The organism is Flavobacterium sp. RSP49 (genome assembly GCF_003968735.1).
Lineage (GTDB): Bacteria > Bacteroidota > Bacteroidia > Flavobacteriales > Flavobacteriaceae > Flavobacterium.
Map to the genome: position 1 here is coordinate 1 of NZ_RYDN01000021.1, position 24,114 is coordinate 24,114.

Sequence of the window (24,114 nt, forward strand, 5' to 3'; positions counted from 1 at the left end):
TTCAATCGAAGATATTTTCAAGATAAAACAATGGAAAGACTAATCATTGCTGGAGTTAATCATCAATGGAATGAATTGTAGGCAACTAAACGGACAAGCATAAAAAATTAAAATCCAGTTGTTTTTTAACTAAATCAGCATTTTTTACTTTAACGTAAATTTCATCTCCTAATTGTAATAATTTTCCAGAAGTTGCACCAGTAAGTGCGTATTGTTTTTCATCAAAGGTGTAATAATCGTCTTTTATATCCCTGATTCTACACATTCCTTCACATTTATTTTCGATAATTTCTACATAAATTCCCCATTCTGTCACACCGGAAATTACACCCAAAAATTCCTCGTCCTGATGATCTTGCATGTATTTGACCTGCATGTACTTAATAGAATCACGTTCAGCATTAGTTGCTAAACCTTCCATTGTGGACGAATGAACGCATTTTGTTTCATACGTTTCTTCATCTACTGATTTACCTCCGTCCAGATAATGTTGCAACAAACGATGCACCATCACATCCGGATAACGACGAATTGGTGATGTAAAATGCGAATAATAATCAAAAGCTAAACCATAATGTCCTATGTTATCTGTAGAATATTTAGCTTTACTCATACTTCTAATCGCAAGGGTATCAATTAAATTTTGTTCTTTTTTACCATTTACATCTTCCATTAATTTATTTAAAGCTTGTGAAATAGAACCTTGTTTAAAATCAATTTTATGTCCAAACTTAGCAATAACAGCTTGCATTGCAAAAAGTTTATCCTCATTGGGTTCATCGTGAATTCTGTAAATAAACGTTTTCTTTTGTTTTCCAATGTATTCCGCTACTTTTCTGTTGGCTAAAAGCATGAATTCTTCAATCAGATGATTGGCATCTTTCGAAACTTTAAAATAAACGCCTTGCGGTTCACCGGCTTCGTCTAAATTAAATTTCACTTCCACTTTATCAAAAGTAATAGCTCCTTCAGCCATTCTTCTTTTTCTAAGAATTTTAGCTAATTCATCCATTTTTAGCGTCGCAGCGACAATTTCTTTCGAAACTTGATACGAACTTGCCGTGATCGAAATTTCTGATGGAATCACATCGTCTTTGGTCTCTATGATATACTGCGCTTCTTCATACGCAAAACGTTGATCAGAGTAAATTACCGTTCGACCAAACCATTGGTTGATAACCTCGGATGTTTCGTTAATTTCAAATATAGCCGAAAACGTATATTTTTCTTCATTTGGTCGCAACGAACACGCAAAGTTTGATAATACTTCGGGTAACATTGGCACTACTCTATCTACTAAATAAACTGATGTTGCTCTTTGATACGCTTCATCATCCAGGATTGTTCCTTCTTGTAAATAATGCGAAACATCAGCAATGTGAATACCAATTTCGTAATTACCATTTTCTAGTTTTTTAAATGAAAGTGCATCATCAAAATCCTTCGCATCTTTTGGATCAATTGTAAAAGTCAACGTATCTCGCATATCGCGACGTTTAGCAATTTCATTTTCTTCTATTGAAGTATCAATTTTTTGTGCAAACATTTCTACTTCAATAGGAAACTCTGACGGCAAACCATATTCTGCAAGAATGGCATGAATTTCTGTATCGTGTTCCCCTGGTTTTCCTAAAACTTTTATTACGGAACCAAAAGGACTATCAGCTCTGGCCGGCCAATCTTCAATGTGTACCAAAACGACATCACCTTGTTCGGCCTCGCCTATTTTATCCTTTGGAATAAAAATATCGGTATACATTTTTGGATTTGCAGTAGAAACAAAAGCAAAATTAGCTTGAATGTCAATTACACCCACAAAATCTGTTTTATTTCTTTCAAGTACTTCAATTACTTCACCTTCGGGTCTTTTTCCTTTTCTGCGGTTGTATACATACACTTTGACAATGTCTTTATCTAAGGCGTGGTTCAAGTTATTGGTCGGGATAAAAACATCTTCTTCCATTTCAGCACAAACAAAATAAGCTGTTTTACGGCTTGTCATATCAATTTTACCCTCGTAATACTCCTTACTTTCTGCTTTTACTAAGTATTTACCCGGCTCTGATTCTATGATTTTGTTTTGCGAAGCCAGAATCTTCAAATCTTTTATAATTTGATTTCTGCTTTCGGTATCATCAAGCTCAAGTTTTGCTCCTATCTGTTTATAATTGAATGCTTTATTAGCACTTTGCGATAATATTTTTATTATTTTTTCAGAGAAATCTTTCTCTTTTTTTATCGGCTTTCTTAGTCTTTTACTCATAAATCGGTTCTTAAAAGTCTAAAATTACAAAGAAGATATCATATTACAGATTTTACGGATTATATTTATTAAAAAAATAACTTTCGTATCTTTATAAAAATTGAAAAAATGGAAGATTTCAAAATAATTAGAACCTTTAATTATTCACATGAAATTGTGGTACTAAAGCATTTATTAGAACAGGAAAAAATCAACTATTTTTTCGAAAATGAAACGTTGGTTTCCATCGATCCGTTTGGCAGTTTTGCTTATGGTGGAATTAAACTTAAAGTTCATATTAATGATTTTGAAAAGGTTCAGGAATTATTAGATAACCTGAATACAAAACTGACTATTGTTTAAATCTAAAACAGTACTTTTTTTGAAAGTTGTCAACATCTATTATTTTAAATAAAAAGAAAAATTAAATTTAAATTATTTTTTGGTTGTTATTATAGCATGTTAATAGTGGCAATAAATTTATTTTAAAAATGGTTGAAATCAAGTTTAAAGATGTTATTAAGAGTTATTAACATACTTATTTTAAGATAAAGTATTAATTTTAAAGTCTTTTTATATTTTAATTAACAATGGTTGATAATATAAAAACTAGTGGTTTTGTAAATAACTCACACAACACTATTTTGTTGATAACCCACTTTTTAATATTAATAACTATTCTAAAAATTAACGAAACTAAATTAGGATTTAAAAACTAGGTTTTGGATTACTTATTTTTTAGATATTACCCAAAAATAGTTCTAAGATTCTATCTTAAGTTATGAACATAGTACGTTAATTTAAAGTTAACTGAATATCAAGCAATTGCATTTCGTTATTAACAATGTAAAATTTTAACATTTATAATACAAAATTTATATTGATTTACAACTATTTATGGATTAAAAGGAATTATTAATAACTGTTAATTAAATAAGGATCTGATAGTTACAAAATAAAATATTAAATTCAATTTTAAAGGTATATTTAAATTGAATTTATCAAATAAATAGAACTTATTTAATTCATCAGAATAGATTACTTTATTTAAATTTGCACAACATTATTTAATACATAGTATATGAAAATCTCCATAGGAAACGATCATGCAGGTCCGGAATACAAAAAAGCAATTGTGGAAATGCTTCAAGCAAAAGGACATGAAGTAACTAATTACGGAACAGATTCAGCAGCAAGTGTAGATTATCCAGATTTTGGTCATCCTGTTGCTACAGATGTTGCAGAGGGAAAAGCTGATTTTGGAATTGTTATTTGCGGGAGTGGCAACGGAATTTCTATGACAGTCAATAAACAATCTAAAGTTCGTGCGGCTTTATGCTGGATGAAAGAAATAGCAGTTTTAGCTCGTCAACATAATGATGCTAATATTATTAGTATTCCCGCTCGGTACACTTCAATTCCACAAGCAGTAGAAATGGTTGAAGCATTTTTAAGTACTGAATTTGAAGGTGGAAGACACCAAAATAGAGTAGATAAAATTTCTTGCTAGAATTTAATTATTCCAAAATTATACAGTCCAAAAAGGATTAAAATTTGAATTACTATAATTCCGTAAAACCTCAAAAGGAAGCTTTCTTTTGAGGTTTTATGTCTAAATAGAAGCATTGCTAAACCGGAACCAATTGTTCCGCCAATAACGCTTGGCAGCAACAAATTAAGTTCTGAAATGCGTCTTTTTTGATTTACAGCTAGCTGTTTGTCAACTGCTATTATTGAAAAAGCAACCAAATTAATGAGTGCAAAATACCAGAATAAAAAAGACATAAATAATAAATTTTGACTCAAAGATACTATTTTAGTAACATGATTTTATAATCTTAAATTTAAAATGACTAACATACAATTCATATCAAAAGTCGTTGCCACTGCAGCAATAAACATTCAAAAAACAGTACAATTATTACAAGAAGATTGTACTATTCCTTTCATTTCTCGCTATCGAAAAGATACAACAGGAAATCTGGATGAGGTACAAATAGAACAAATTGCAAAGCTTCAAAAAGAATACGAAGTGATTGTAAAACGTAAAGAAGCGATTTTAAAATCGATTCAGGAACAAAATGCGCTCAGTCCAGAATTAGAAAAAAAAATACAACAAAGTTTCGATTTACAGGAATTGGAGGATTTTTATCTCCCATTCAAAAAGAAGAAAAAAACCAAAGCCGATGTGGCTAGAGAAAATGGATTGGAACCACTAGCCAAAATCATTATGGCGCAAAATAATGATGATGTCGATTTTATTTCGACAAAATATTTGAACGAAAAAGTAAGCAATGAAGCAGCAGCTCTACAAGGCGCCAGAGATATTATTGCTGAATGGATTAATGAAAATAGTTATGTTCGAAAGCAACTCCGACGATTGTACGAACGCAAAGCCATTATTACGACTAAAGTGGTAAAAACAAAGAAAGAAGATGAAAAAGCACAAAAATTTAATCAATATTTCGATTGGTCTGAGCCGTTGACTAAAACACCTTCACACAGATTATTAGCCATGTTCCGTGCCGAAAATGAAGGTTTTATTAAGGTTAAAGTAGAAGTTGATATTGATGAAGCGTATGTTATTATTGATGCGTTAGTTTTAAAAAGTGAAAATAAAACCACACCGCACGTTCAATTAGCTATCGAAGATAGTTACAAACGATTGCTGAATCCGGCGATTTCAAATGAAACTTTGCAAGAAGCTAAAGTGAAGGCTGATGCCAATTCTATTCAGGTTTTTGCGAACAATCTTGGACAGTTATTACTGGCGCCGCCGTTGGGTGAAAAACGAATTCTGGCGATTGATCCCGGTTTTAGAAGCGGATGTAAAATTGTTTGCTTGGACGAAAAAGGAGATTTGTTATACAATGAAACTATTTATCCGCATGCGCCTCAAAAAGAGGAAGCGATGGCGATGAAAAAAATTCGTTCGATGGTAAATTCGTATAAAATTGATGCTATTTCAATAGGAAACGGAACGGCTTCGCGTGAAACCGAATTCTTCATCAAGAAAATAACTTTCGACAAACCGGTCCAGGTTTTTATCGTTTCAGAAGCGGGAGCATCGGTGTATTCTGCCTCAAAAATTGCGAGAGATGAATTTCCGAATTATGATGTCACCGTTCGAGGTTCGGTTTCTATAGGTAGACGACTAAGTGATCCATTGGCCGAATTAGTAAAAATTGACCCGAAAGCCATTGGCGTAGGCCAATACCAACATGATGTGGACCAAAACAAGTTGAAAGAAGAATTGGATAATACAGTGGTTCGTTGCGTGAATTCAGTTGGGATAAACATAAACACTGCGAGCAAGCATTTATTGAGTTACGTGAGCGGAATAGGAGAGAAGCTGGCTGAAAATATAATACAATACCGCTCGGATAACGGTCCTTTTACGGATAGAAAACAACTTAAAAAAGTGCCGCGTTTGGGTGAAAAAGCGTACCAACAAGGCGTTGCTTTTATCCGAATTTCGAATGCAAAAAACCCATTGGATAATTCAGCGGTTCATCCGGAAGCCTATGGAATTGTAGAAAAAATGGCTAAAGATTTGAAATTGACGGTGCGTGATTTGATTGCCAACAAAGAGAAAATAGCTTTGATAAAACCAGAAAACTATAGTACACCAGAAATAGGTTTATTGGGATTGAAAGACATTATCAAGGAATTAGAGAAACCAGGATTAGACCCCAGACAATCAGCTAAAGTATTTGAATTTGATCCGAATGTAAAAATGATAAAAGATATAAAAACAGGAATGATTTTGCCGGGAATTGTCAATAACATTACTAATTTTGGTTGTTTTGTGGATATTGGAGTCAAAGAAAGCGGGTTGGTTCACATCTCGCAACTCAAAGCCGGTTTTGTTAGTGATGTAAATGAAGTGGTTAAATTGCACCAACATGTTCAAGTCAAAGTGACCGAAGTAGATGAGGAAAGAAAGAGAATTCAGTTGACGATGGTTATTTAAATTATAAAAAAAGGCTTTTCAAGTATGAAAAGCCTTTTTTTATTTTGTTTCGTCTACTTTTTTATCAGCTGACGGATCTTCTTTGGCTGCGTTTTTGAATTCTTTGATTCCGCTTCCTAAGCCTTTCATCAGTTCCGGGATTTTTTTACCTCCAAAAAGTAATAAAACAACCGCCAATATAATAAGGATTTCTGTAACACCTATACTACTCATAATACGATAATTTTTTGCCGAAGCAAGTTTGTAATAAACCTATCAGCAAAGGTATAGAGAATTAATTAATAGAAACTCATTTAAATTCATTTATTTTAATTTTAAAAACGTTAAAAATTTATTAAAAACGAATGCAAGATTAAGAAATATGATCCTAGAAAAGCGAATACAATCAACGACAATAATTGTTATATTTGTTAAATAATCAAAAAAGATGCCCGACAAAGGATTAAAAAGACAGAAATTAAAGGAAAATTTATTTAATAAAAGACGTTTAATCATACTAAACGAAGATACTTTTGAAGAAACTTTTTCATTGAAGCTTACCCTAATGAACGTTTTTGTGGTAGCGACTTTAGGCGCTATAATTATTACATTTGTCACCACCTTTATCATTGCATTCACTCCTTTACGAGAATTTATACCGGGCTATTCTTCTTCAAAATTGAAAAAGGATGCAATGGAATTGTCTTTAAAATCGGATTCTTTGTCACGTGCATTAAAACAAAACGAAGCCTATATCCAATCGATTCAAAAAGTGCTGACCGGAGAATTAGAATATGCAAAATTCAATAAAGATTCAATACTCGCGGAGGCAGAGGAAGCGCCTTCACAGGTTGATATGTCTGCATCAAAACAAGAATTAGAATTGAGGCAACAGGTTGCGCAGGAAGAGAAAAATGTAAATTCCCTGCGATCCTCAAACAAAGGTAAGAGTCAACCTCCAATAAAGTAAAATAGTTTTTATTACAATAAAATGGAGTGCGCCCAGCGGCTCAAACAATTAAAATCAGAAGGAAGAAATGTCAATAAAATCAATTGCAGCAAAATTATTTGCAAAAAAAATTTACAATACCACACAAGCTTGGTCTACTGATCCTATTGAAACTCAAAAAAAAGTTTTTTTACAATTAATAAAAGACGCAAATAAAACCCAATTTGGCGTAGACCATCATTTTGACCAAATTAAAAATTACGATGATTTTACAAATCAGGTTCCTGTTCGAGATTATGAAGGGTTAAAACCTTATATTGATAAGGTGGTCAAGGGGTCAGTTGATGTGCTATGGAAAGGAAAGCCACTTTATTTTGCTAAAACTTCTGGAACAACATCTGGGGCTAAGTACATTCCTTTGACAAAAGAATCCATGCCGTTTCACATTACAGCAGCCAGAAACGCTATTTTGCATTATATTCATGAAACCGGTAACGCTGATTTTGTAGATGGAAAAATGATTTTCTTGCAGGGAAGCCCGCTTCTGGAGGTGAATAATGGAATAAAATTTGGTCGTTTATCTGGAATTGTAGCGCATTTTGTTCCAAAATATTTACAAAAAAACCGAATGCCCTCTTGGGAAACCAATTGCATTGAAGACTGGGATACTAAAGTGAATGCAATTGTCGAGGAAACAATCAACGAGAACATGGCTGTGATTTCTGGAATTCCTTCCTGGGTGCAAATGTATTTTGAGAAATTGCATCAAAAAGGAGGGAAGCCTGTTGGGGAAATCTTCAAAAACTTCAATTTGTTTATTTACGGCGGTGTAAATTATGAACCGTACCGCGCCAAATTTGAAAATTTGATAGGTCGAAAAGTAGACAGTATTGAGCTGTTTCCGGCTTCGGAAGGATTTTTTGCGTACCAAGATTCACAAAAAGAAAAAGGAATGTTACTGCTTTTGAACTCGGGAATTTTTTATGAATTTATTAAATCAGACGAATTTTATACGAATCCCGAAGGTTCGGGACCAAGACGTTTTACGATTGGTGAAGTGGAACTGGGCGTCAATTACGTTTTAATCATTTCTACTAATGCAGGACTTTGGGGATATGATTTAGGCGATACCGTTCAATTTACCAGTTTAAAACCCTACAGAATTATAGTATCCGGAAGAATCAAACATTATATTTCGGCTTTTGGCGAGCATGTAATTGGCAAAGAGGTAGAAAGTGCGCTGCAGGAAGCAATTCTTGGAACCACTATTCGAATCAATGAATTTACGGTGGCACCACAAATCACTCCCGCAGACGGATTGCCGTATCATGAGTGGTGTATTGAATTTGAAAACGAACCGGAAGACAGCGTATCTTTTGCGGAAGCGCTGGACAATGCCATGCGAAAACAAAACATGTATTATGATGATTTGATTGTTGGTAAAGTGTTGCGAAAAGTGGTGATTACCAAAGTGGCTAAAAATGGCTTTCAGGACTATATGAAATCCATTGGCAAACTGGGCGGACAAAATAAAATTCCGAGGCTTTCTAATGACAGAAGTATTGTGGATTTATTAAGAAGTAAATAAATATCTTACCTTTGAAGGTTAGAAAATAAGTAGAAAATGAAAGAAACAAAAAATATATCACGCTCCAGAGCACAAGAGTCTTCGGCAGCAATTGAAAAAATGTACATCACGATGCGCCACCTTTTTAACAGGGGATTTTACAAACCGATGGGAATTTCAGGCGATACATTGCGCGAAGCATTATTAGCATTACGACCAGAAATTTATGGAAATATTGCCGAAGAAAAAGTAGAATTGAACGGACTTTTATATGTAATTGAACGTCTGCCAGTTGGAATTGAAGAATGCAGATTTATCAATTTAACTTCGGATGAAGGGTATTCTAAATCGCATTTTCAGGCAATTGTACCGCCAAAAAGGCGACGCAATTGTTACCGTATCGACGAGGAACAAATGAACGTGGAGATTACTCGTGGACGCTCAGATATTTATGATATTCTGACACATTTGACGTTTATTTTCATAGAATCACACAAAATTAGAAACAGGGTTTTACTGGATGACGCCGGTGAAGTTTCCCGCGACTGGTTCAAACTGGAACAAGCAGTTTCCCAAAAGAAGAAACTGACTCTTGTAGAAAAAGAAAAAGCTATTTCGCATGCCGCTAATATTCTGGGAAGAACATTTGAGGAAGTATTGGATATTTATGACGCATTTGGTTCAGCTGCTGCGCCAGATCGTTTCTTGCATGTCATCTTTTGGTTGGGAAAACTCGCCATTGAAGAAATTGTAGACGATAATAAGAGAACAATCACCTTTAGTCCTATTTTAAGAGAACGATTGGGACACCACATTCACGGAGAAATTTGGGCTACAAAAATTAAAGAAGTGCTAGAAGAAAACCAACTTTTAGACCGTCCAATTCATGTGATTAGTGCGAATATGCACAGTGTGATGAATTCTATTTTTGCTACGGAAGTGTTGAAAACCAAGTTCAAAGACAAATCAGATTTCTTTATTTATGAGGAATTGAGTAAATCAGGAGCAGATGCTGTGCGAAATCAAGTGGAAGAAGTTGCGTTGAAATGCGGAATGATTTCGTTGCCGGATACCTCAGGAACAAATATTGATGTTCAGATTTTTGATACCGCCAAGATGGATTGGGCAAAAACCTCATTTCAAAAGGCAAATACCGGGGATAAAAAGCCAGTATTAATTGTTATGGATTACGCATTTGGGGAACAGGCGTATGAAACAATTGATGAGTTGCTGAAACCGTTTAAAAAAGATACTTTATTGAATGTGGAATCGGTTTCTATCATGGGTAAAGCTGGGATTCTGGAAGGAGGAAAAGGGGATATTATGATTCCGAATGCACACATTAACGAAGGAACGGCAGATAATTATTTTTTCCATAATGAATTGTCGGCTGAGATGTTTGAAGGCAATGATATTGCTGTTTTTGCCGGACCCATGGTTACTGTTTTAGGAACTTCATTGCAGAACAGGGATTTATTGAAGTTTTTCCATGAGTCGACCTGGGGTGTTATCGGCCTGGAAATGGAAGGTTCTTATTACCAGAAAGCCATTCAATCAGCTTCAAAAATCAGAAAGAGTGTTCCACATGATGTGAAGGTCAGATATGCGTATTATGCCTCGGATAATCCACTGGAAACAGGAAGCACATTAGCTTCAGGCGGACTAGGAACAACAGGTGTTAAACCTACCTATTTGATTACAATTAAAATATTGGAACAAATTTTCAACGTAAAATAAAAATAAAAATGAGTGCAAATGTGCCTAATAATCCTCAAGATCAAGAAATTGATTTGATGCAAATTTCTAAAAGAATAGGAATTTTTTTTCAGAAATTGAACATGTCATTATTTAAATGCATTCGTTTTTTTATAACAAATGCCCTTATAATTTCAATTTTAGTAGTTGTTGGAGTTTCAATGGGATTTTTTTTTGATAAAACACTCAAAACATATAATCACAAGATTATTGTTACTCCAAATTTTGGAAGTACGGATTATTTATATTCAAAAATTGATTTGATCAATTCAAAAATCATTTCAAATGATACTCTTTTTATAAAAGAAGTTTTAGGTATCAAATCAACAAAAGTATTGAAGAAGATAGAAATTGACCCGATAATTGATATTTATAAATTTATTGAAGATAAAGCAGAAAATTTCGAATTACTTAAATTGATGTCTGAAGATGAAGATGTTAATAAAATAATTGAAAACAACATGACTAGTAAAAACTATACTTTTCATAAGATTTTTTTTAAGACAAATAAATTAATTACCGAAGAAGAAGTTGTTCTGCCGATATTAGATTTTTTAAATAGCACAGAATATTACAGTAAAGTTCAAAAAGCAGCTATAAATAATATTCAAATAAAGATGAACCAGAATGACACTATTATTTCACAAATTAATGAAGTTTTAAATGGGTTTTCAAATAAAGCGAATGGTTCTCAAAAAAGTGATAAATTAGTGTATTACAATGAAAACACACAGCTAAATGATGTTATTAAAACCAAAGATGCTTTGATTAACGAACAAGGAGCTCATAGGGTAGGCTTAATAAGCCTTGATAGAATTATAAAAGAAAATAGTACAATACTGAATATTGAAAACACAACTTCGATCAATGGTAAACTAAAATTTGTTTTACCAATATTGTTAATTTCTATTTTCATTCTGATTCGTTTTTTTATTGCCTTTTATAAAAAGCAATCGCTAAAAGCGCAAGTAATAGAATCTTAATTTTTTACAAATATATTTATGAAAGGAATAATATTAGCAGGAGGTTCAGGAACACGATTGCATCCGCTGACACTTGCAGTGAGTAAACAGTTGATGCCAATTTATGATAAACCGATGATTTATTATCCGTTATCTTCATTGATGTGGGCGGGAATCAGAGAGATTTTAATCATTTCGACACCACACGACCTACCATTATTCAGACAATTACTTGGGGATGGAACTAAATTAGGCTGTCGTTTTGAGTATGCGGTTCAAGAATACCCCAATGGTTTAGCGGAAGCTTTTATTATAGGCAAGGAATTTATCGGAAAAGATAAAGTCGCGCTGGTTTTGGGAGACAATATTTTTTACGGAACCGGTTTGTCTAATTTGTTACAGGCAAACAATAATCCGGACGGCGGTATTATTTATGCTTATCACGTAAATGATCCGGAGCGTTATGGCGTAGTCGATTTTGATGCCAACGGAAAAGTGCTTTCTATTGAAGAAAAACCTTTGGTGCCTAAATCAAATTACGCCGTTCCGGGAATTTATTTTTATGACAATGATGTGGTCGAAATTGCGGCCAACATACAACCGAGCCACCGAGGAGAAATAGAAATTACCGATGTTAATAAGGAATACCTGCGAAGAGGGAAGTTAAAAGTGAGTATTCTGGATCGCGGAACGGCCTGGTTTGATACAGGAACGTTCAACTCTTTGATGCAAGCTTCTCAATTTGTTCAGGTGATTGAAGAGCGTCAAGGTTTAAAAATTGGCTCTATTGAGGAAGTCGCATATAGAATGGGTTATATTGATGCCGAACAATTAAAAGCAATTGCACAGCCGTTGCTAAAAAGTGGTTACGGTACACATTTATTAGATATTATTTAAATTAAAGTATGAATTTTATACCTACTGCATTAGAGGGATGTTACATTATAGAACCTAAAATCATCAATGATGAAAGAGGTTACTTTATGGAAAGTTTCAACGAGAATACCTTTCAAAAAGGAGTTCATCAAGACGTTCATTTTGTGCAGGACAATCAATCTTTTTCGACAAAAGGAGTGCTTCGCGGATTGCATTATCAAACAGGAATTCACGCTCAAGCAAAGCTGGTGCGGGTATTACAAGGGGAAGTATTGGATATTGCAGTCGATATAAGACCCAATTCAAAAACATTTGGTGAACATATTGCCATTGTACTTTCGGCTGATAATCAAAAACAGTTTTTTGTACCAAGAGGTTTTGCCCATGGTTTTTTAGTACTGAGCGAAACAGCCACTTTTTTTTATAAATGTGATAATTTTTATAACAAAGATTCTGAAGGAGGAATTATTTATAATGATCCTCAATTAACTATAAATTGGCAATTCCCTGAAAGAGAGTTACTGATTTCCTATAAAGATAACGTATTACCAACTTTAGAAAACGCCAAAAAAGTATGGTAGTGCTTGTAACAGGGGCTAATGGACAAGTTGGGCAATCCTTGCAGTTTATCGCTACAGTTTATCCTGAAATTGAATTTGTTTTTTGTGATTCTAAAACGGTAGACATTACTCAAAAAGAAACTATTGAGCTCGTTTTCGCAAAAGTAAAACCTAATTTTTGCATCAATACTGCGGCATACACTGCAGTTGATAAAGCAGAAAGTGAACCTGATAAAGCTTTTGAAATTAATGTGAATGGGACACGAAATTTGGCAGAAGTGTGTCGGGATTTTAAAACCACATTAATTCATACTTCTACGGATTTTGTTTTTGATGGGACAAAAAAAACACCTTATACAGAAGAAGATATTCCGAATCCGCAGAGCACCTACGGTCAAACTAAATTAGATGGAGAAAAAGCCATTCAAAAAGTCCTAAAGGAACATTTTATCGTTAGGACTTCCTGGGTATATTCGCAATTCGCCAATAATTTTATGAAAACCATGTTGCGATTGGGAACTGAAAGAGATTGTTTATCCGTTGTGGATGATCAGATAGGAACACCAACGAATGCGGTCGATTTAGCGCATTTTTTGGTGCAAATTATGATACAGATTTCTCTAAATCCTCAATCAAACACCTATGGTATTTACAATTTCAGTAATGAAGGTTCTTGCAGCTGGTTTGATTTTGCCAAAAAAATATTTGAATATAATGACATAAACATTGATTTACAGCCTATTCCTACAAGTAGTTATCCAACACCTGCAGAACGACCAAAATACAGTGTTCTGGAAAAAAGTAAGATCAAAATAATTTTTGGAGTTGAGGTAAAAAATTGGGTGAATAGCCTAAAGGGATAATTTATTTTAAATCAGGTTAATTTATTGGAGTTATAGTTTTTGTGGTATTGAATAAAACAGATCAGTAGCAAGTTAAAATATAAAACACCATAGTGCCTGTATAAATAATCTTCAATAAGGCATACAATCAGAGTACTAAAAAGAAAAATTTTAAAAAGAAATACATTTGTTTTCAAACAGGTTTGTATCACGAAAATTAAGTAACAGATATAGAATAAGAATCCTATAATGCCGCTTGAAACGAGTATATAGAAATAATAATTATGAGTCAGATAATTTTGAGACTTATAAAAACTCGAGTCATAATGTTCGCCATAGCATTCATTTAATTTAGCCTGAAGGTTTTCGAAACCAATACCGTATAAAAAATTTTCTTTGGATATAGTAATGGAACAATCTAAAATTGCTTTTCTGATATTTGTTGAATCATAACTTACATTCACGGGAGGTTTATTGTAACTGTTATAAAGTTCAATAAATCGCGTTTTAATTCCAGGAGTCAGCAGTGAAAGCGCAGTAATGAGCCCTATAGTAATAGCTGTAAGAACGACCCTTTGTTTTGTTTCTATTTTTCCTCTAAACAACAACATTCCTATTAATACTAATACGAACAGGATAATAGTAAGTCGGGTTAATAGCAAAAAAGAGATTAATAAAAAGAACAGTATGTATAGAAGTTCAATATATTTTTTATCGTTTAAAACGCGATTAAAAGAATGTGCTGCACATAGGATTAATATTGTCGTGTAATAAGTAGGATGGATGGTAAAAAGAGTAAAATCATAATAAATATAATTTCTAAAACTAGAAACATTCTGAAAAACAACAAAAAATTCTGAAGAAGGACGATTGATGAAAAAGCTAAAAATATAGATTACAGCAATTAATAAACAGGTTTTTTTTAAAATTGTAAGGTATGAATTAATTTTTTCTAGCGTAAAGAACTGTTTTGGAATCAAAGAAAAAAAAACGGGAATAATCAGAAAAAAAAGAGCGTGTTGTAGTGGAGTAATACTTTTTCCAAAAGTATTGACAAAAACACTATTGACTAAGATAATCCAAAAAGGAATCGTGAGCAGCGCTGTTTTATAGTCTATAAACGAATACTCTTTGGACGCTATTTTATAGCAAATGGTATTTATACAAATAAGAATGATTATAAAACTGGAAATACTTTCCTTTAGCAAAGGAAAGATAAACAGCAGGGATAACAATACAGGAAATAATTTTAAAGTTAAGTTTTTCACGATAGGACGCTTTTTATTTTAGAATTGAAATTCTCAAGTATTTCCTGTTCAGAAAACGTATTCAAAACAAAACTTCGGGCTTTTTGTCCAATATCTTCGCAAAGAGTTGAATTGTTTTTTAATTTTAGAATTGTTTTGTAAACACCTTTGACATCATTTTCAAAGAAATAGAAACCACCTCCAGATTGATTTATAATAGTTAACACTTCAGAATTTTCATTTCCGGAAATTAGTGAAGGTTTTTTGCTTGCCATCATTCCAAGAATTTTTGAAGGCATAATAGTGTCAACAACATCTATTTTTTGAAATAAAAAATGAACGTTTGCGGAACAAAGTAAATCGTTTAGTTCCAGATAAGGGACAGGATCAAAGTAGCGAACAAAGGGAAATGATTTTAATTTCTCTTTTAGATTATTTTTATAGGCACCGTCACCAACGATTACAATTTCAATATTTTCATCTGGGAGTATTAGAACACATAATTTTTTTAAAAAATCCCAGTCTTGTTTCTCTCCAATATTTCCGGAATACAGCAAGGTGAATTTATCGTAATTTAGTATGGAATGTTTTGTACTGGTTTCAGGATTGATTATTTCTGATGACACCCAATTTGGAAAATAAAAAGAGTCAGTTTTAATTGATTTTTGCTTGATTTTATCTATCATACTTGCGCTGATGCTGCTAACTATAGCGGCTGAATTCATCATTTTTTTTTCAAATGCCATCACGCTTTTTTTAAATAGCATAAAGAATAAAGTATTGTTTTTTATTATTCCAGAATCTAGGGCTAAATCAAACTCAAAGTCTTGAATATGGATCCAAAATTTTGCTTTTTTTACTTTCGATAAAAGTAATGCTGGTAAAATACAAATTGTGAATGGAACTATACAAATTACTAAATCAGTGTTTTTGATTTTTCGTAAGTTTATACAGGTTCCATAAAATAAATCAAACATCATCATTAATCGGCCCTTTAGATTCACTATTTCAGGAACGTATTGTTTGTATCTAATAATTTCGATGTTATCAACAGTTTCTGTAAAGAAAGAAGGGAAATTGACGTAGTTTTGATGGATTTTCCACTGAGGATAATTAGGAAAACCAGTGATAATTACAACACGATATCCTTTTTTTTCAAGAAAACGAGCAAATTGAGTTGTATAGAGTCCTATGGCAGTATCCTCTGGATAAAAAAAAGCTGTAATTACAGTAATAGTTTTATTTTTAGTCATTAGCCCCACGCTTTTTAAGGATGTAAATATATACTATTAGAATATTTTTAGTAATTAAAAATATTTAAAAATATATAAAAAAAAATAATACATTTGCATCATAAAAAAAGTATAAAAATGAAAAAAGTAGTTCTATTGTTTTTAAGTAGTATTGTGTTATTGTCTTGTGGAGGTGATAAGAAAAAAGAAAATGTAGAAACAACGAATGAAGAAGTAATTTCTGATAAAGGAAATTTTTCTGTAGTTATGGATGCGGTTTATAAAAAAAATGATTCTATAGTTTTTTACTACACTCAAAATGGTTTTGAATGCACTAATGAACAAGCTATTAAGCAAGCCATTACTGGATCAGACTCGATTCAAAATATTACGATACAATTACCAGGCAATGTTATTCTTGAAAACTTTAGGATCAACTTGAGCAATAATCCTGATCAAGAAACGGTTTTATTAAGTAAATTCAGAATAAAGCGAAACGAGAATATTTTTGATATTCAACAAGTTGATTTTTCAAAATATTTAAATTTTAATGAAAATGTTTCTTGGGACGATACCTTAAAAGGATTTAAATTTATTTCTGTAAAAGACAGTTATACTCCTAGAGTATTAGGAAATCAAGGGTTAGAGTCTAAACTTACAGAAATGTAATCTGAACTATATTCAAATCACACACTTAAAGACATTTTTAGAATGTCTTTTTTTATTTATGAAAATAACCCTAGATAATATAATTTATTCCAATGTTACCCAAGGCGGTGTTTCTAATTATTGGTTTGAATTGTCAAAATATCTTTTAGAAAATCAAGAAGATCAAGTCTCGTTTTATGAGGAATACAATTGTAAATTAAATTTTCATAGACAACAACTCTTAATCCCAGAGAACAAAATAATCCTTAATAACTCACTTATAAAGTCTTCCATAAAAAGAAGGTTATCCCCGGTTGAGATAAAGACTAAAGATTATTTTTTGTATCATTCCAGTTATTACAGGCCAGTAACTGGGAGTGATTTTTTTTCTGAGATTACTACTTTACACGACTTTACCCATAATTATTATTCCAGTTTTATTAAAAGACTAGTGCATAATAAGATGAAATATAGTGCTATTAAAAGATCAAAAGGAATAATTTGTATTTCAGGAAACACATACCAGGATTTAAAAAAATTCTGTAGCCCAAGTAAGAATCAAAAAGTTGCGATTATCTATAATGGAGTAAGTAATGACTATTATCCAATTATTGAGGAACGATATGCATCAGAGAAGTATTTAAATGCTATTGGTATTGATGACCCTTATGTGTTATTTGTGGGAGGTAGAATAAATTATAAAAACTTCTCCTTTGTAATCAAACTTTTAAAAGAAATACCCGCGATTAAACTTGTTATAGTGGGCCCTAGTTTGACTAGAAGTGAGCTGAATTTATTTGACAAAGAAACGTTAAAACGAACCTGTGTTGTAAGTGACGTAAAAAATTCAGAATTAAACATACTGTATAACTTTGCGCATGCCTTACTTTATCCTTCAAGTTACGAAGGTTTTGGTATTCCTATAATTGAGGCAATGAAAGCGGGTTGCCCAGTACTTGCTCTGCAAAACTCCTCTATTATGGAAGTTTCTGGAGAGGCCGCCATTTTATTCAAGGAGTTAAACATAGGGTTATTTAAAAAAGCATTGGCTAGACTGTATGAATCAAACTTTAGAAAAGAAATAACAGAAAAAGGCTTTCTTCAAGCGGAATTTTTTAGTTGGGACAAATGCTGTAAAGAAACCTATGAGTTTTATAAAGAGATTTATTAATAACCCGATTCCTTAAAAAAGAAAAAATTAATGAATTTTTGTTTTTTTATTATCTTTATAATAAATATAAAACAACCAGATAAACATAAAGAATTCAGGAGGAAAATAGGTTCCATCTCTCAAAAGCTTGAGCAATATATAAATAAAAATTCCCTGAGCGAAGTATAATTCTTCTGATTGAAAACACTTTGAGGCTTTATAAAGGACAAATACTAAAAAAAGAAAACCTAAAATTCCAAACTCAGAACAAATTCTTGTAAATAAAGAATTAGCGTCAAAGGAATTAGCCGTTTCTTTTTTTTGCGTTCTCAGATACTCCGGGGGCCTCATTTCTTTTAAATATCGTTTCGTGTGCATATAATGATGGCTTCCTATTCCACTTCCTAAAGGGTGATCCGTAGTGTTCTTTTTGGCGATGTATAAATTACTGATTAAAACATAAGAACTTAGATTAGTATCTTCGTTAAATTTCCCGGTATTAATCACATTCAATGAATTATACGTATCATCGACGCGGAGTTTGAAAAAAGGGAATTCTCTATAAACAAAGAAAAAGATCATGGCAACTAAAGGTATTAATGTCATGAAAATCCCCGCTCTTTTCATGGTTAAATTAGGGATTATAAACATTAATGCACAACCAATATATCCTAATGAAGAATTAGAGAGTATAAGAGTGCCAAATACGATTGAGAAATTTATATAATTTTTATCTTTCAAATAATAATAACAAGCCGGAATAATTACGATTACATAATGAGCAGGTTCCTTGAAAATACTTTGCAAACGGCCGTCATTTAAATTGATATTTAAAAAGTATAGCGGATAGCCAATGACAGCAACAAAAAAAGCAATTTTGAGATACATATTCATTATTTCTTCTTTTTTGTAAAGAGAAATAAAATTGTAATAATAAGTTCCAATGATTGTGATGCCAATAATTTGTGAAACCATATAATTGTATGGAATACCAATAATGGAATACATTAGAAAACCATGGAATAAAAAAAATAAAAGTAATACTGCAAAATAAAGGTTTAAAGCAATTTTTTTTATTTTAAATAATAAATAATAATTTACAAGTAAGATCAAATAGAGGAATTTCCAATCGATAACAAAATTAAAGAAGAACGCTTCTGTAAAAATGGCAAATACGGAAGAGAAAAGTAGGTATTTCTTTATTGAAATTTTCATTACACAATAGTTCTTATTTATAAAAGATGCCGTCGACTTCTAGCTGTTTTCCTGTTTCCTTGTCATAAAAACCATTTTCTAAGGCAAGTAATTCATACCCCAGTACATTCAATTTGTTTTTCATCTTGTCAAAAGTGACTGCGCCATCATAAGATGGAATAAAAGCCATTTCTATTTGAATTCCCTTAACATGCTTCAATGAATCCTTAGCTCCAAGTAATACCATTTCTTCGTATCCTTGGGTATCTATTTTCATATAGATATTTTTATGTTTTAAATTCAAAGTATCAAAAACAGTATCTAATTTATGAATACCTATAATTTCTACAGCAATAGACCTTGCTGCAGGAGCACTTAAGGTAAGCTGCGGAAGCGGATTAAGAAGAGAACTGCTTACAGAGTTTTTAGCAATGTTTATGCTAGTTTGTCCGTCTCTTTCTCCGATGGAGTAATTGAATACCGTCCACTTAGGATCATTAGACGAAATTTTTTTAAGGGCATCAAATGCTTTTTTCATAGGCTCAAAAGAAATAATTTCACCATTGAAGCCCAAATTTCTCATCTCGGCACCATATTGTCCAATATTAGCCCCAATATCGATAATAACATTGATATCATGATGTTGTAATAATGCGATCCTTCTTGAAAGCTCGTCAGTTGGATATTTTATGATTTCAATTCTAAAGAAGGAATTTAAAAAGCGTTTTAATTGTAATAAAAAACTTTTATTCTCGTAGATAAACTTATTCATTTTTTTTAATGTTTGAAACTATTTTATAGGCTTCTAGGGGCTGTACGATACACCATACTAAAAGACACGTTACTGACGATAAAACAACACTTGAAAGCCCAAAATTTAGTTTTATAAATAGATAAGAGAGTGGAACTTTCAAAACAACACTTAAGGCTAAAAGTACTAAATAACTCTTTAAATTTCCAATGCCGTTAAAAAAGTAACTGTAGAAAGTGGTAAATATTCGTAATGCTGTCATTATTGCAACGACGATTAGTAAAAAATGTGGTACAATAAAATCGTTAGATATCCAAATTTTCATAATTGGATTTGCAAGCACTAAACACAAAGCAATGCCCAAAAGCAATAACGGATAAATAGTATTAAATTTTTTGAAACTTTTTTCCAGCCAAATTTTGTTTTTCTCTAAATATTTGTTTGCAAATAAGGACCATAAAGGAGCCATTCCCGCTGTTAAAATCATTAAAGGAAACTGAAAATATTTAGTAACAATTTCATAAGGCACAATTTCTTTGGGACCAAAAAAATAAGCCAGAATATAATTATCAGATGAAAACAGGAATAATGTTCCCACTTGAATAAGCATATATTTAGAACCTAAAGAGTACATACTTTTTCTATATTGTTTTGGGGTTTTTTGAGTACTAAAAAGACTGAAGTTTTCGGTTTTGAAAAAATACACTGAATAGATACTATTAATCACTATGCACACTATTCCATTAATACAACTGATTAAATAAAGTTTAGATTCTGCTTTTAATGATGGAAAAAAAACGAAAGGAACAACTAAAAAAAGCAAAAAAACAATTTGGTTCACGGCTATGGATTGCTCTGCAAACTTTCCTTTATGCACACTAATGAACAATGCTTTATGGGTGTTTAGTACAAAATTGACACAAAAGAAAAATATATTAATCAGAAATAACTTGATTACAAAAGTGCGTTCAAATGAAATATTTAATAGGTTATGAATATCAAAGAGGAGAAATAGTGCAGTAAATAATAAAAACACGACGAGAGAAATATAACAACAAATTAGATAAGTCGATTTTATATACGCATTGATTAATGGTGTATTACCGGTATGTTGTAATTTGGGAATTTCCGTTTTTAGAACACTCGACAGACCAAAATCCATCAATAAAATCCATTGAAATAATGTGAAAACTAAGATCCAAACGCCATAATTAGTACTGCCTAAATATAGAATTAGTAATGGTATGGAAATAAATAGACATAAGCCTGAGATTGCTTTATAAAAAGCACTCATAAAAAGATGGTTATTTAGCAAGAATCGTAATTGATTCATTTTTATTTTTGAGTAATTAAGAGTTTCCTTGAGGGGACATTTTTTTCTATTTTTCTAACTTTAGGGTATTCGTTAGTATTGTTCTCAATATTTTGTATTAATTAAAAATAGCCTTACAAAGGATAAAAAAGCTATTCGATTAGTTTTTTATTTTTGAGTGAATGTAGTCTTTTTTGAAAAGAGCTTGCAAATTATATTTTTAGATGATGAAATCCTATTATTATCATAAGAATTTGTTAATTGTTTTTTTATACCTTGCACGCAGAAATTTGACTTATGAAAAGAATACTTATTACAGGAGCAGCTGGGTTTTTAGGGTCACATCTTTGTGATCGTTTTATAAAAGAAGGTTATTTTGTTATTGGTATGGATAATCTTATAACGGGAGATCTGAAAAACATAGCACATTTATTCAAACTTGAAAACTTTGAATTTTACCACCATGACATCACTAAATTTGTTTATGTTCCGGGTGATTTAGATTATATCCTTCATTTTGCTTCACCAGCAAGTCCCATAGATTACTTAAAAATTCCAATACAAACTTTAAAAGTGGGTTCTTTAGGAACACATAATCTTTTAGGTTTGGCACGTGTGAAAAAATCAAGAATTCTTATCGCATCGACTTCTGAAGTTTATGGAGATCCTTTAGTGCATCCCCAAACTGAGGAATATTACGGCAATGTAAATACCATAGGCCCAAGAGGGGTTTACGATGAAGCCAAACGGTTTCAGGAATCAATAACTATGGCATATCATACGTTTCATGCTGTAGAAACCAGAATCGTTCGAATCTTTAATACCTACGGGCCCAGAATGAGATTAAATGACGGTAGGGTTATCCCCGCCTTTATTGGGCAGGCACTTCGTGGCGAAGACCTGACCATTTTTGGAGACGGAATGCAAACCCGCTCCTTTTGTTATGTCGATGATCAAGTTGAAGGAATCTATAGATTGCTACATTCGGATTATACGCTTCCTGTAAATATTGGTAATCCGGATGAAATTACTATCAAAGATTTTGCATCGGAGATCATTAAGTTAACAGGAACAAATCAGAAAGTTGTTTATTTTCCATTACCCATTAATGATCCTTTACAAAGACAGCCGGATATCACAAAAGCTAAAAACTTGTTAGGTTGGGAAGCAAAAGTGAATCGTGCCGAAGGAATGAAAATAACCTATGATTATTTTAAATCATTATCAAAAGAAGAACTCTCGAAAGAGGAACACAAAGATTTTACTAGCTATATAAAATAGTAGTATGCTCTATCTCTGTTTGTATCTACAAAGTGTATACTAAAAGATATAAAAAATAGTGCAAATAATTGAGTACTCATCAATAAAGAGATCGAAAATAAGTTAATAAGGGAAATAATTCTTATGATTTAGGAAAAAATAGCCTGAGAAAAACTTCATTATTAATACAATCAGTTTTTAAAAAATAGCATATAATAAATCAATTAGGATATATTCGTTAAATTATGACTGCATCTAAAATAGGAAGGTATTCAAAATACATACGACCCTTCAGCATTTTTATAGACTTAATGGTAATCACCTTAATGAGTTTATTTTTCCTAAACATTTCTAATACAAATGTCAGCTACTTTATTATTTATCAAATTTTGGGTTGGCTTTTAGTTTCTTTTTTTATGAAATTTTATGAAATCTATCGTTTTACGCCACCCCCTGACATTATTTCAAAAATTGTTAAACAAGGTGTCGTGTTCCTTTTAGTTATTATTGCTTTTTTTCCATTTTCCAAAGAAGTTATTTTTAACGGAAAAGCTATTGTCCTTTTTATTATTTCCAGTCTGTTATTAATTACATTGTCAAAATTTTTATTGTTTTATTATTTAAAAGAATATAGAATAATCACCGGACTCAATTTTAGGAGCGCCATAATAATAGGGTATTCTCCGGAGGCCATTCGCCTCAAAGAACTTTTTGAAACTAGAAACGATTACGGATATCGCTTTTTAGGATATTTTTCGGATAAAAATTCCAATAAAAACATAACTGGAAAGATAATAGATATAAAGTCCTTTGTCCTGGAAAATCAAGTGGATGAAATCTATTGCTCCTTAAATGAAATGCCTAATGAAAGTGTAGAAGATCTGATTGATTTTGCGGATGAGAATAATAAAACAATTAAATTTATTCCAGATACAAAAGAAATTTTCTCTAAAAGTTTAAAGATAGATTTTTATGAAATTTTCCCCGTTCTCTCCCTACAGAAAACAACCCTTCACGAACCGGTAAATAAAATAGTTAAAAGACTTTTTGATATTATTTTTTCACTGATTATTATTTTTGGACTCCTGTCTTGGATAATTCCCATTCTGGCTATTTTAATTAAATTAGAGTCAAGAGGGCCTGTTTTTTTTAAACAGGGTCGGCCGGGCATTGACGCAAATGAATTTTTTTGTTATAAGTTTCGTTCTATGAAAATCAATAAAACAACAGAAAAAGAGGCTTCTAAAAATGATCCACGTGTTACTAGGATTGGTAAGTTTATAAGAAAAACAAGTATTGATGAAATGCCTCAGTTTTTAAATGTACTTCTTGGTGAGATGTCCGTCGTGGGTCCCAGACCACATCTTTGGTCTCAAAATATTGTATATGGGAATAAGATAAAAAAATATATGGTTCGTCATTGTGTAAAACCCGGAATTACGGGCTTAGCTCAAGTGAGTGGTTTTAGAGGAGAAATTGAAACGGACAATGATATGATAAACAGAATAAAATTCGATATTTTTTACATAGAAAATTGGTCTTTAGTGCTGGATTTGAAAATAATTATTCAAACTATTTTCAATATATTTAAAGGCGAAGAAAAAGCATATTAATA

General features: G+C 32.0%; 22 protein-coding genes. 14 read left to right on the forward strand and 8 right to left on the reverse strand.

Annotated features, from left to right (window positions below):
- Positions 1-85: 85 nt before the first annotated feature.
- Positions 86-2,263 (reverse strand): ribonuclease R, encoded by a 2,178-nt coding sequence (gene rnr / locus EKM02_RS10510; RefSeq protein WP_126454929.1) that lies wholly within the window; start codon positions 2,261-2,263, stop codon positions 86-88.
- Positions 2,264-2,371: 108 nt separating this feature from the next.
- Between rnr and EKM02_RS10515 the strand changes: the two genes are divergently transcribed.
- Positions 2,372-2,605 carry a DUF2007 domain-containing protein gene (locus EKM02_RS10515; protein WP_126454931.1) on the forward strand — a complete coding sequence of 78 codons (234 nt, stop codon included), beginning with the start codon at positions 2,372-2,374 and terminating at the stop codon, positions 2,603-2,605.
- Between the two features lie 718 nt (positions 2,606-3,323).
- Positions 3,324-3,752: a ribose 5-phosphate isomerase B gene (gene rpiB / locus EKM02_RS10520; protein WP_126454933.1), complete on the forward strand. Its 429-nt coding sequence runs from the start codon at positions 3,324-3,326 to the stop codon at positions 3,750-3,752.
- Here the strand turns inward: rpiB and EKM02_RS10525 are convergent.
- Entirely contained in the window at positions 3,749-4,027 is a 279-nt protein-coding gene (locus EKM02_RS10525) for a DUF1294 domain-containing protein (RefSeq protein ID WP_126454936.1), read from the reverse strand. The two genes, rpiB and EKM02_RS10525, sit on opposite strands and share 4 nt — an antisense overlap.
- Before the next feature lie 64 nt (positions 4,028-4,091).
- Between EKM02_RS10525 and EKM02_RS10530 the strand changes: the two genes are divergently transcribed.
- Positions 4,092-6,215: a Tex family protein gene (locus EKM02_RS10530; protein ID WP_126454938.1), complete on the forward strand. Its 2,124-nt coding sequence runs from the start codon at positions 4,092-4,094 to the stop codon at positions 6,213-6,215.
- Positions 6,216-6,254: 39 nt separating this feature from the next.
- Here the strand turns inward: EKM02_RS10530 and tatA are convergent, their stop codons facing one another.
- Positions 6,255-6,428, reverse strand: coding sequence for a twin-arginine translocase TatA/TatE family subunit (gene tatA, locus EKM02_RS10535; protein ID WP_126454940.1), 174 nt, complete (start codon positions 6,426-6,428; stop codon positions 6,255-6,257).
- Between the two features lie 214 nt (positions 6,429-6,642).
- Here tatA and EKM02_RS10540 point away from each other — a divergent pair, with 214 nt between their 5' ends.
- From EKM02_RS10540 to rfbD, 7 genes are all read left to right on the forward strand, one after another.
- The gene (locus EKM02_RS10540; RefSeq protein ID WP_126454942.1) at positions 6,643-7,164 is read left to right on the forward strand and encodes a peptidase; all 522 of its coding nucleotides are present in this window, start codon (positions 6,643-6,645) and stop codon (positions 7,162-7,164) included.
- Positions 7,165-7,231: 67 nt separating this feature from the next.
- Positions 7,232-8,731 (forward strand): GH3 auxin-responsive promoter family protein, encoded by a 1,500-nt coding sequence (locus tag EKM02_RS10545; protein ID WP_126454944.1) that lies wholly within the window; start codon positions 7,232-7,234, stop codon positions 8,729-8,731.
- Positions 8,732-8,767: 36 nt separating this feature from the next.
- Positions 8,768-10,447 carry a DUF6909 family protein gene (locus EKM02_RS10550; RefSeq protein WP_126454946.1) on the forward strand — a complete coding sequence of 560 codons (1,680 nt, stop codon included), beginning with the start codon at positions 8,768-8,770 and terminating at the stop codon, positions 10,445-10,447.
- Positions 10,448-10,455: 8 nt separating this feature from the next.
- Positions 10,456-11,448 (forward strand): hypothetical protein, encoded by a 993-nt coding sequence (locus EKM02_RS10555; protein WP_126454948.1) that lies wholly within the window; start codon positions 10,456-10,458, stop codon positions 11,446-11,448.
- Between the two features lie 18 nt (positions 11,449-11,466).
- A complete protein-coding gene (gene rfbA, locus EKM02_RS10560) occupies positions 11,467-12,324 on the forward strand; it encodes a glucose-1-phosphate thymidylyltransferase RfbA (protein WP_126454950.1) in 858 nt (285 codons plus the stop codon).
- A gap of 8 nt (positions 12,325-12,332) precedes the next feature.
- Positions 12,333-12,884: a dTDP-4-dehydrorhamnose 3,5-epimerase gene (rfbC, locus tag EKM02_RS10565; protein ID WP_126454952.1), complete on the forward strand. Its 552-nt coding sequence runs from the start codon at positions 12,333-12,335 to the stop codon at positions 12,882-12,884.
- Positions 12,878-13,726 (forward strand): dTDP-4-dehydrorhamnose reductase, encoded by an 849-nt coding sequence (rfbD, locus tag EKM02_RS10570; RefSeq protein ID WP_126454954.1) that lies wholly within the window; start codon positions 12,878-12,880, stop codon positions 13,724-13,726. The genes rfbC and rfbD overlap by 7 nt, the downstream gene beginning before the upstream one ends.
- Before the next feature lie 11 nt (positions 13,727-13,737).
- Here rfbD and EKM02_RS10575 read toward each other — a convergent pair whose 3' ends face one another.
- Complete coding sequence (locus EKM02_RS10575) at positions 13,738-14,973, reverse strand: O-antigen ligase family protein (protein ID WP_158614742.1); 1,236 nt, start codon at positions 14,971-14,973, stop codon at positions 13,738-13,740.
- Positions 14,970-16,205, reverse strand: coding sequence for a glycosyltransferase family 4 protein (locus EKM02_RS10580; RefSeq protein WP_126454958.1), 1,236 nt, complete (start codon positions 16,203-16,205; stop codon positions 14,970-14,972). Before EKM02_RS10580 ends, EKM02_RS10575 begins: the two co-directional genes overlap by 4 nt.
- Positions 16,206-16,322: 117 nt before the next feature.
- On the opposite strand from EKM02_RS10580, the gene EKM02_RS10585 reads away from it, so the two are divergent.
- On the forward strand, positions 16,323-16,853 hold the full coding sequence (locus EKM02_RS10585) for a hypothetical protein (RefSeq protein ID WP_126454960.1): 531 nt from the start codon (positions 16,323-16,325) through the stop codon (positions 16,851-16,853).
- Between the two features lie 58 nt (positions 16,854-16,911).
- On the forward strand, positions 16,912-18,003 hold the full coding sequence (locus EKM02_RS10590; RefSeq protein WP_126454962.1) for a glycosyltransferase family 4 protein: 1,092 nt from the start codon (positions 16,912-16,914) through the stop codon (positions 18,001-18,003).
- Positions 18,004-18,030: 27 nt separating this feature from the next.
- Here the strand turns inward: EKM02_RS10590 and EKM02_RS10595 are convergent, their stop codons facing one another.
- From EKM02_RS10595 to EKM02_RS10605, 3 genes are read right to left on the reverse strand one after another with little or no spacing between them, the layout of a single operon-like run.
- Positions 18,031-19,197 carry an O-antigen ligase family protein gene (locus EKM02_RS10595; RefSeq protein ID WP_126454964.1) on the reverse strand — a complete coding sequence of 389 codons (1,167 nt, stop codon included), beginning with the start codon at positions 19,195-19,197 and terminating at the stop codon, positions 18,031-18,033.
- A 13-nt stretch (positions 19,198-19,210) separates the two neighbouring features.
- Positions 19,211-19,948 (reverse strand): FkbM family methyltransferase, encoded by a 738-nt coding sequence (locus EKM02_RS10600; protein ID WP_126454966.1) that lies wholly within the window; start codon positions 19,946-19,948, stop codon positions 19,211-19,213.
- Positions 19,941-20,561: a lipopolysaccharide biosynthesis protein gene (locus tag EKM02_RS10605; RefSeq protein WP_126454968.1), complete on the reverse strand. Its 621-nt coding sequence runs from the start codon at positions 20,559-20,561 to the stop codon at positions 19,941-19,943. The genes EKM02_RS10600 and EKM02_RS10605 overlap by 8 nt, the downstream gene beginning before the upstream one ends.
- A 975-nt stretch (positions 20,562-21,536) precedes the next feature.
- Here EKM02_RS10605 and EKM02_RS10610 point away from each other — a divergent pair.
- Together EKM02_RS10610 and EKM02_RS10615 are read left to right on the forward strand one after the other, a co-directional pair.
- Positions 21,537-22,520: a UDP-glucuronic acid decarboxylase family protein gene (locus tag EKM02_RS10610; protein WP_126454970.1), complete on the forward strand. Its 984-nt coding sequence runs from the start codon at positions 21,537-21,539 to the stop codon at positions 22,518-22,520.
- A 224-nt stretch (positions 22,521-22,744) separates the two neighbouring features.
- On the forward strand, positions 22,745-24,112 hold the full coding sequence (locus tag EKM02_RS10615; RefSeq protein WP_126454972.1) for an undecaprenyl-phosphate glucose phosphotransferase: 1,368 nt from the start codon (positions 22,745-22,747) through the stop codon (positions 24,110-24,112).
- Positions 24,113-24,114: the final 2 nt, after the last annotated feature.

Bases quoted from the DNA above. Each gene is read 5' to 3' on its own strand.
- rnr (WP_126454929.1), bottom strand. From the start codon at position 2,263: ATGAGTAAAAGACTAAGAAAGCCGATAAAAAAAGAGAAAGATTTCTCT.
- EKM02_RS10515 (WP_126454931.1), top strand. From the start codon at position 2,372: ATGGAAGATTTCAAAATAATTAGAACCTTTAATTATTCACATGAAATT.
- rpiB (WP_126454933.1), top strand. From the start codon at position 3,324: ATGAAAATCTCCATAGGAAACGATCATGCAGGTCCGGAATACAAAAAA.
- EKM02_RS10525 (WP_126454936.1), bottom strand. From the start codon at position 4,027: ATGTCTTTTTTATTCTGGTATTTTGCACTCATTAATTTGGTTGCTTTT.
- EKM02_RS10530 (WP_126454938.1), top strand. From the start codon at position 4,092: ATGACTAACATACAATTCATATCAAAAGTCGTTGCCACTGCAGCAATA.
- tatA (WP_126454940.1), bottom strand. From the start codon at position 6,428: ATGAGTAGTATAGGTGTTACAGAAATCCTTATTATATTGGCGGTTGTT.
- EKM02_RS10540 (WP_126454942.1), top strand. From the start codon at position 6,643: ATGCCCGACAAAGGATTAAAAAGACAGAAATTAAAGGAAAATTTATTT.
- EKM02_RS10545 (WP_126454944.1), top strand. From the start codon at position 7,232: ATGTCAATAAAATCAATTGCAGCAAAATTATTTGCAAAAAAAATTTAC.
- EKM02_RS10550 (WP_126454946.1), top strand. From the start codon at position 8,768: ATGAAAGAAACAAAAAATATATCACGCTCCAGAGCACAAGAGTCTTCG.
- EKM02_RS10555 (WP_126454948.1), top strand. From the start codon at position 10,456: ATGAGTGCAAATGTGCCTAATAATCCTCAAGATCAAGAAATTGATTTG.
- rfbA (WP_126454950.1), top strand. From the start codon at position 11,467: ATGAAAGGAATAATATTAGCAGGAGGTTCAGGAACACGATTGCATCCG.
- rfbC (WP_126454952.1), top strand. From the start codon at position 12,333: ATGAATTTTATACCTACTGCATTAGAGGGATGTTACATTATAGAACCT.
- rfbD (WP_126454954.1), top strand. From the start codon at position 12,878: ATGGTAGTGCTTGTAACAGGGGCTAATGGACAAGTTGGGCAATCCTTG.
- EKM02_RS10580 (WP_126454958.1), bottom strand. From the start codon at position 16,205: ATGACTAAAAATAAAACTATTACTGTAATTACAGCTTTTTTTTATCCA.
- EKM02_RS10585 (WP_126454960.1), top strand. From the start codon at position 16,323: ATGAAAAAAGTAGTTCTATTGTTTTTAAGTAGTATTGTGTTATTGTCT.
- EKM02_RS10590 (WP_126454962.1), top strand. From the start codon at position 16,912: ATGAAAATAACCCTAGATAATATAATTTATTCCAATGTTACCCAAGGC.
- EKM02_RS10595 (WP_126454964.1), bottom strand. From the start codon at position 19,197: ATGAAAATTTCAATAAAGAAATACCTACTTTTCTCTTCCGTATTTGCC.
- EKM02_RS10600 (WP_126454966.1), bottom strand. From the start codon at position 19,948: ATGAATAAGTTTATCTACGAGAATAAAAGTTTTTTATTACAATTAAAA.
- EKM02_RS10605 (WP_126454968.1), bottom strand. From the start codon at position 20,561: ATGTACTCTTTAGGTTCTAAATATATGCTTATTCAAGTGGGAACATTA.
- EKM02_RS10610 (WP_126454970.1), top strand. From the start codon at position 21,537: ATGAAAAGAATACTTATTACAGGAGCAGCTGGGTTTTTAGGGTCACAT.
- EKM02_RS10615 (WP_126454972.1), top strand. From the start codon at position 22,745: ATGACTGCATCTAAAATAGGAAGGTATTCAAAATACATACGACCCTTC.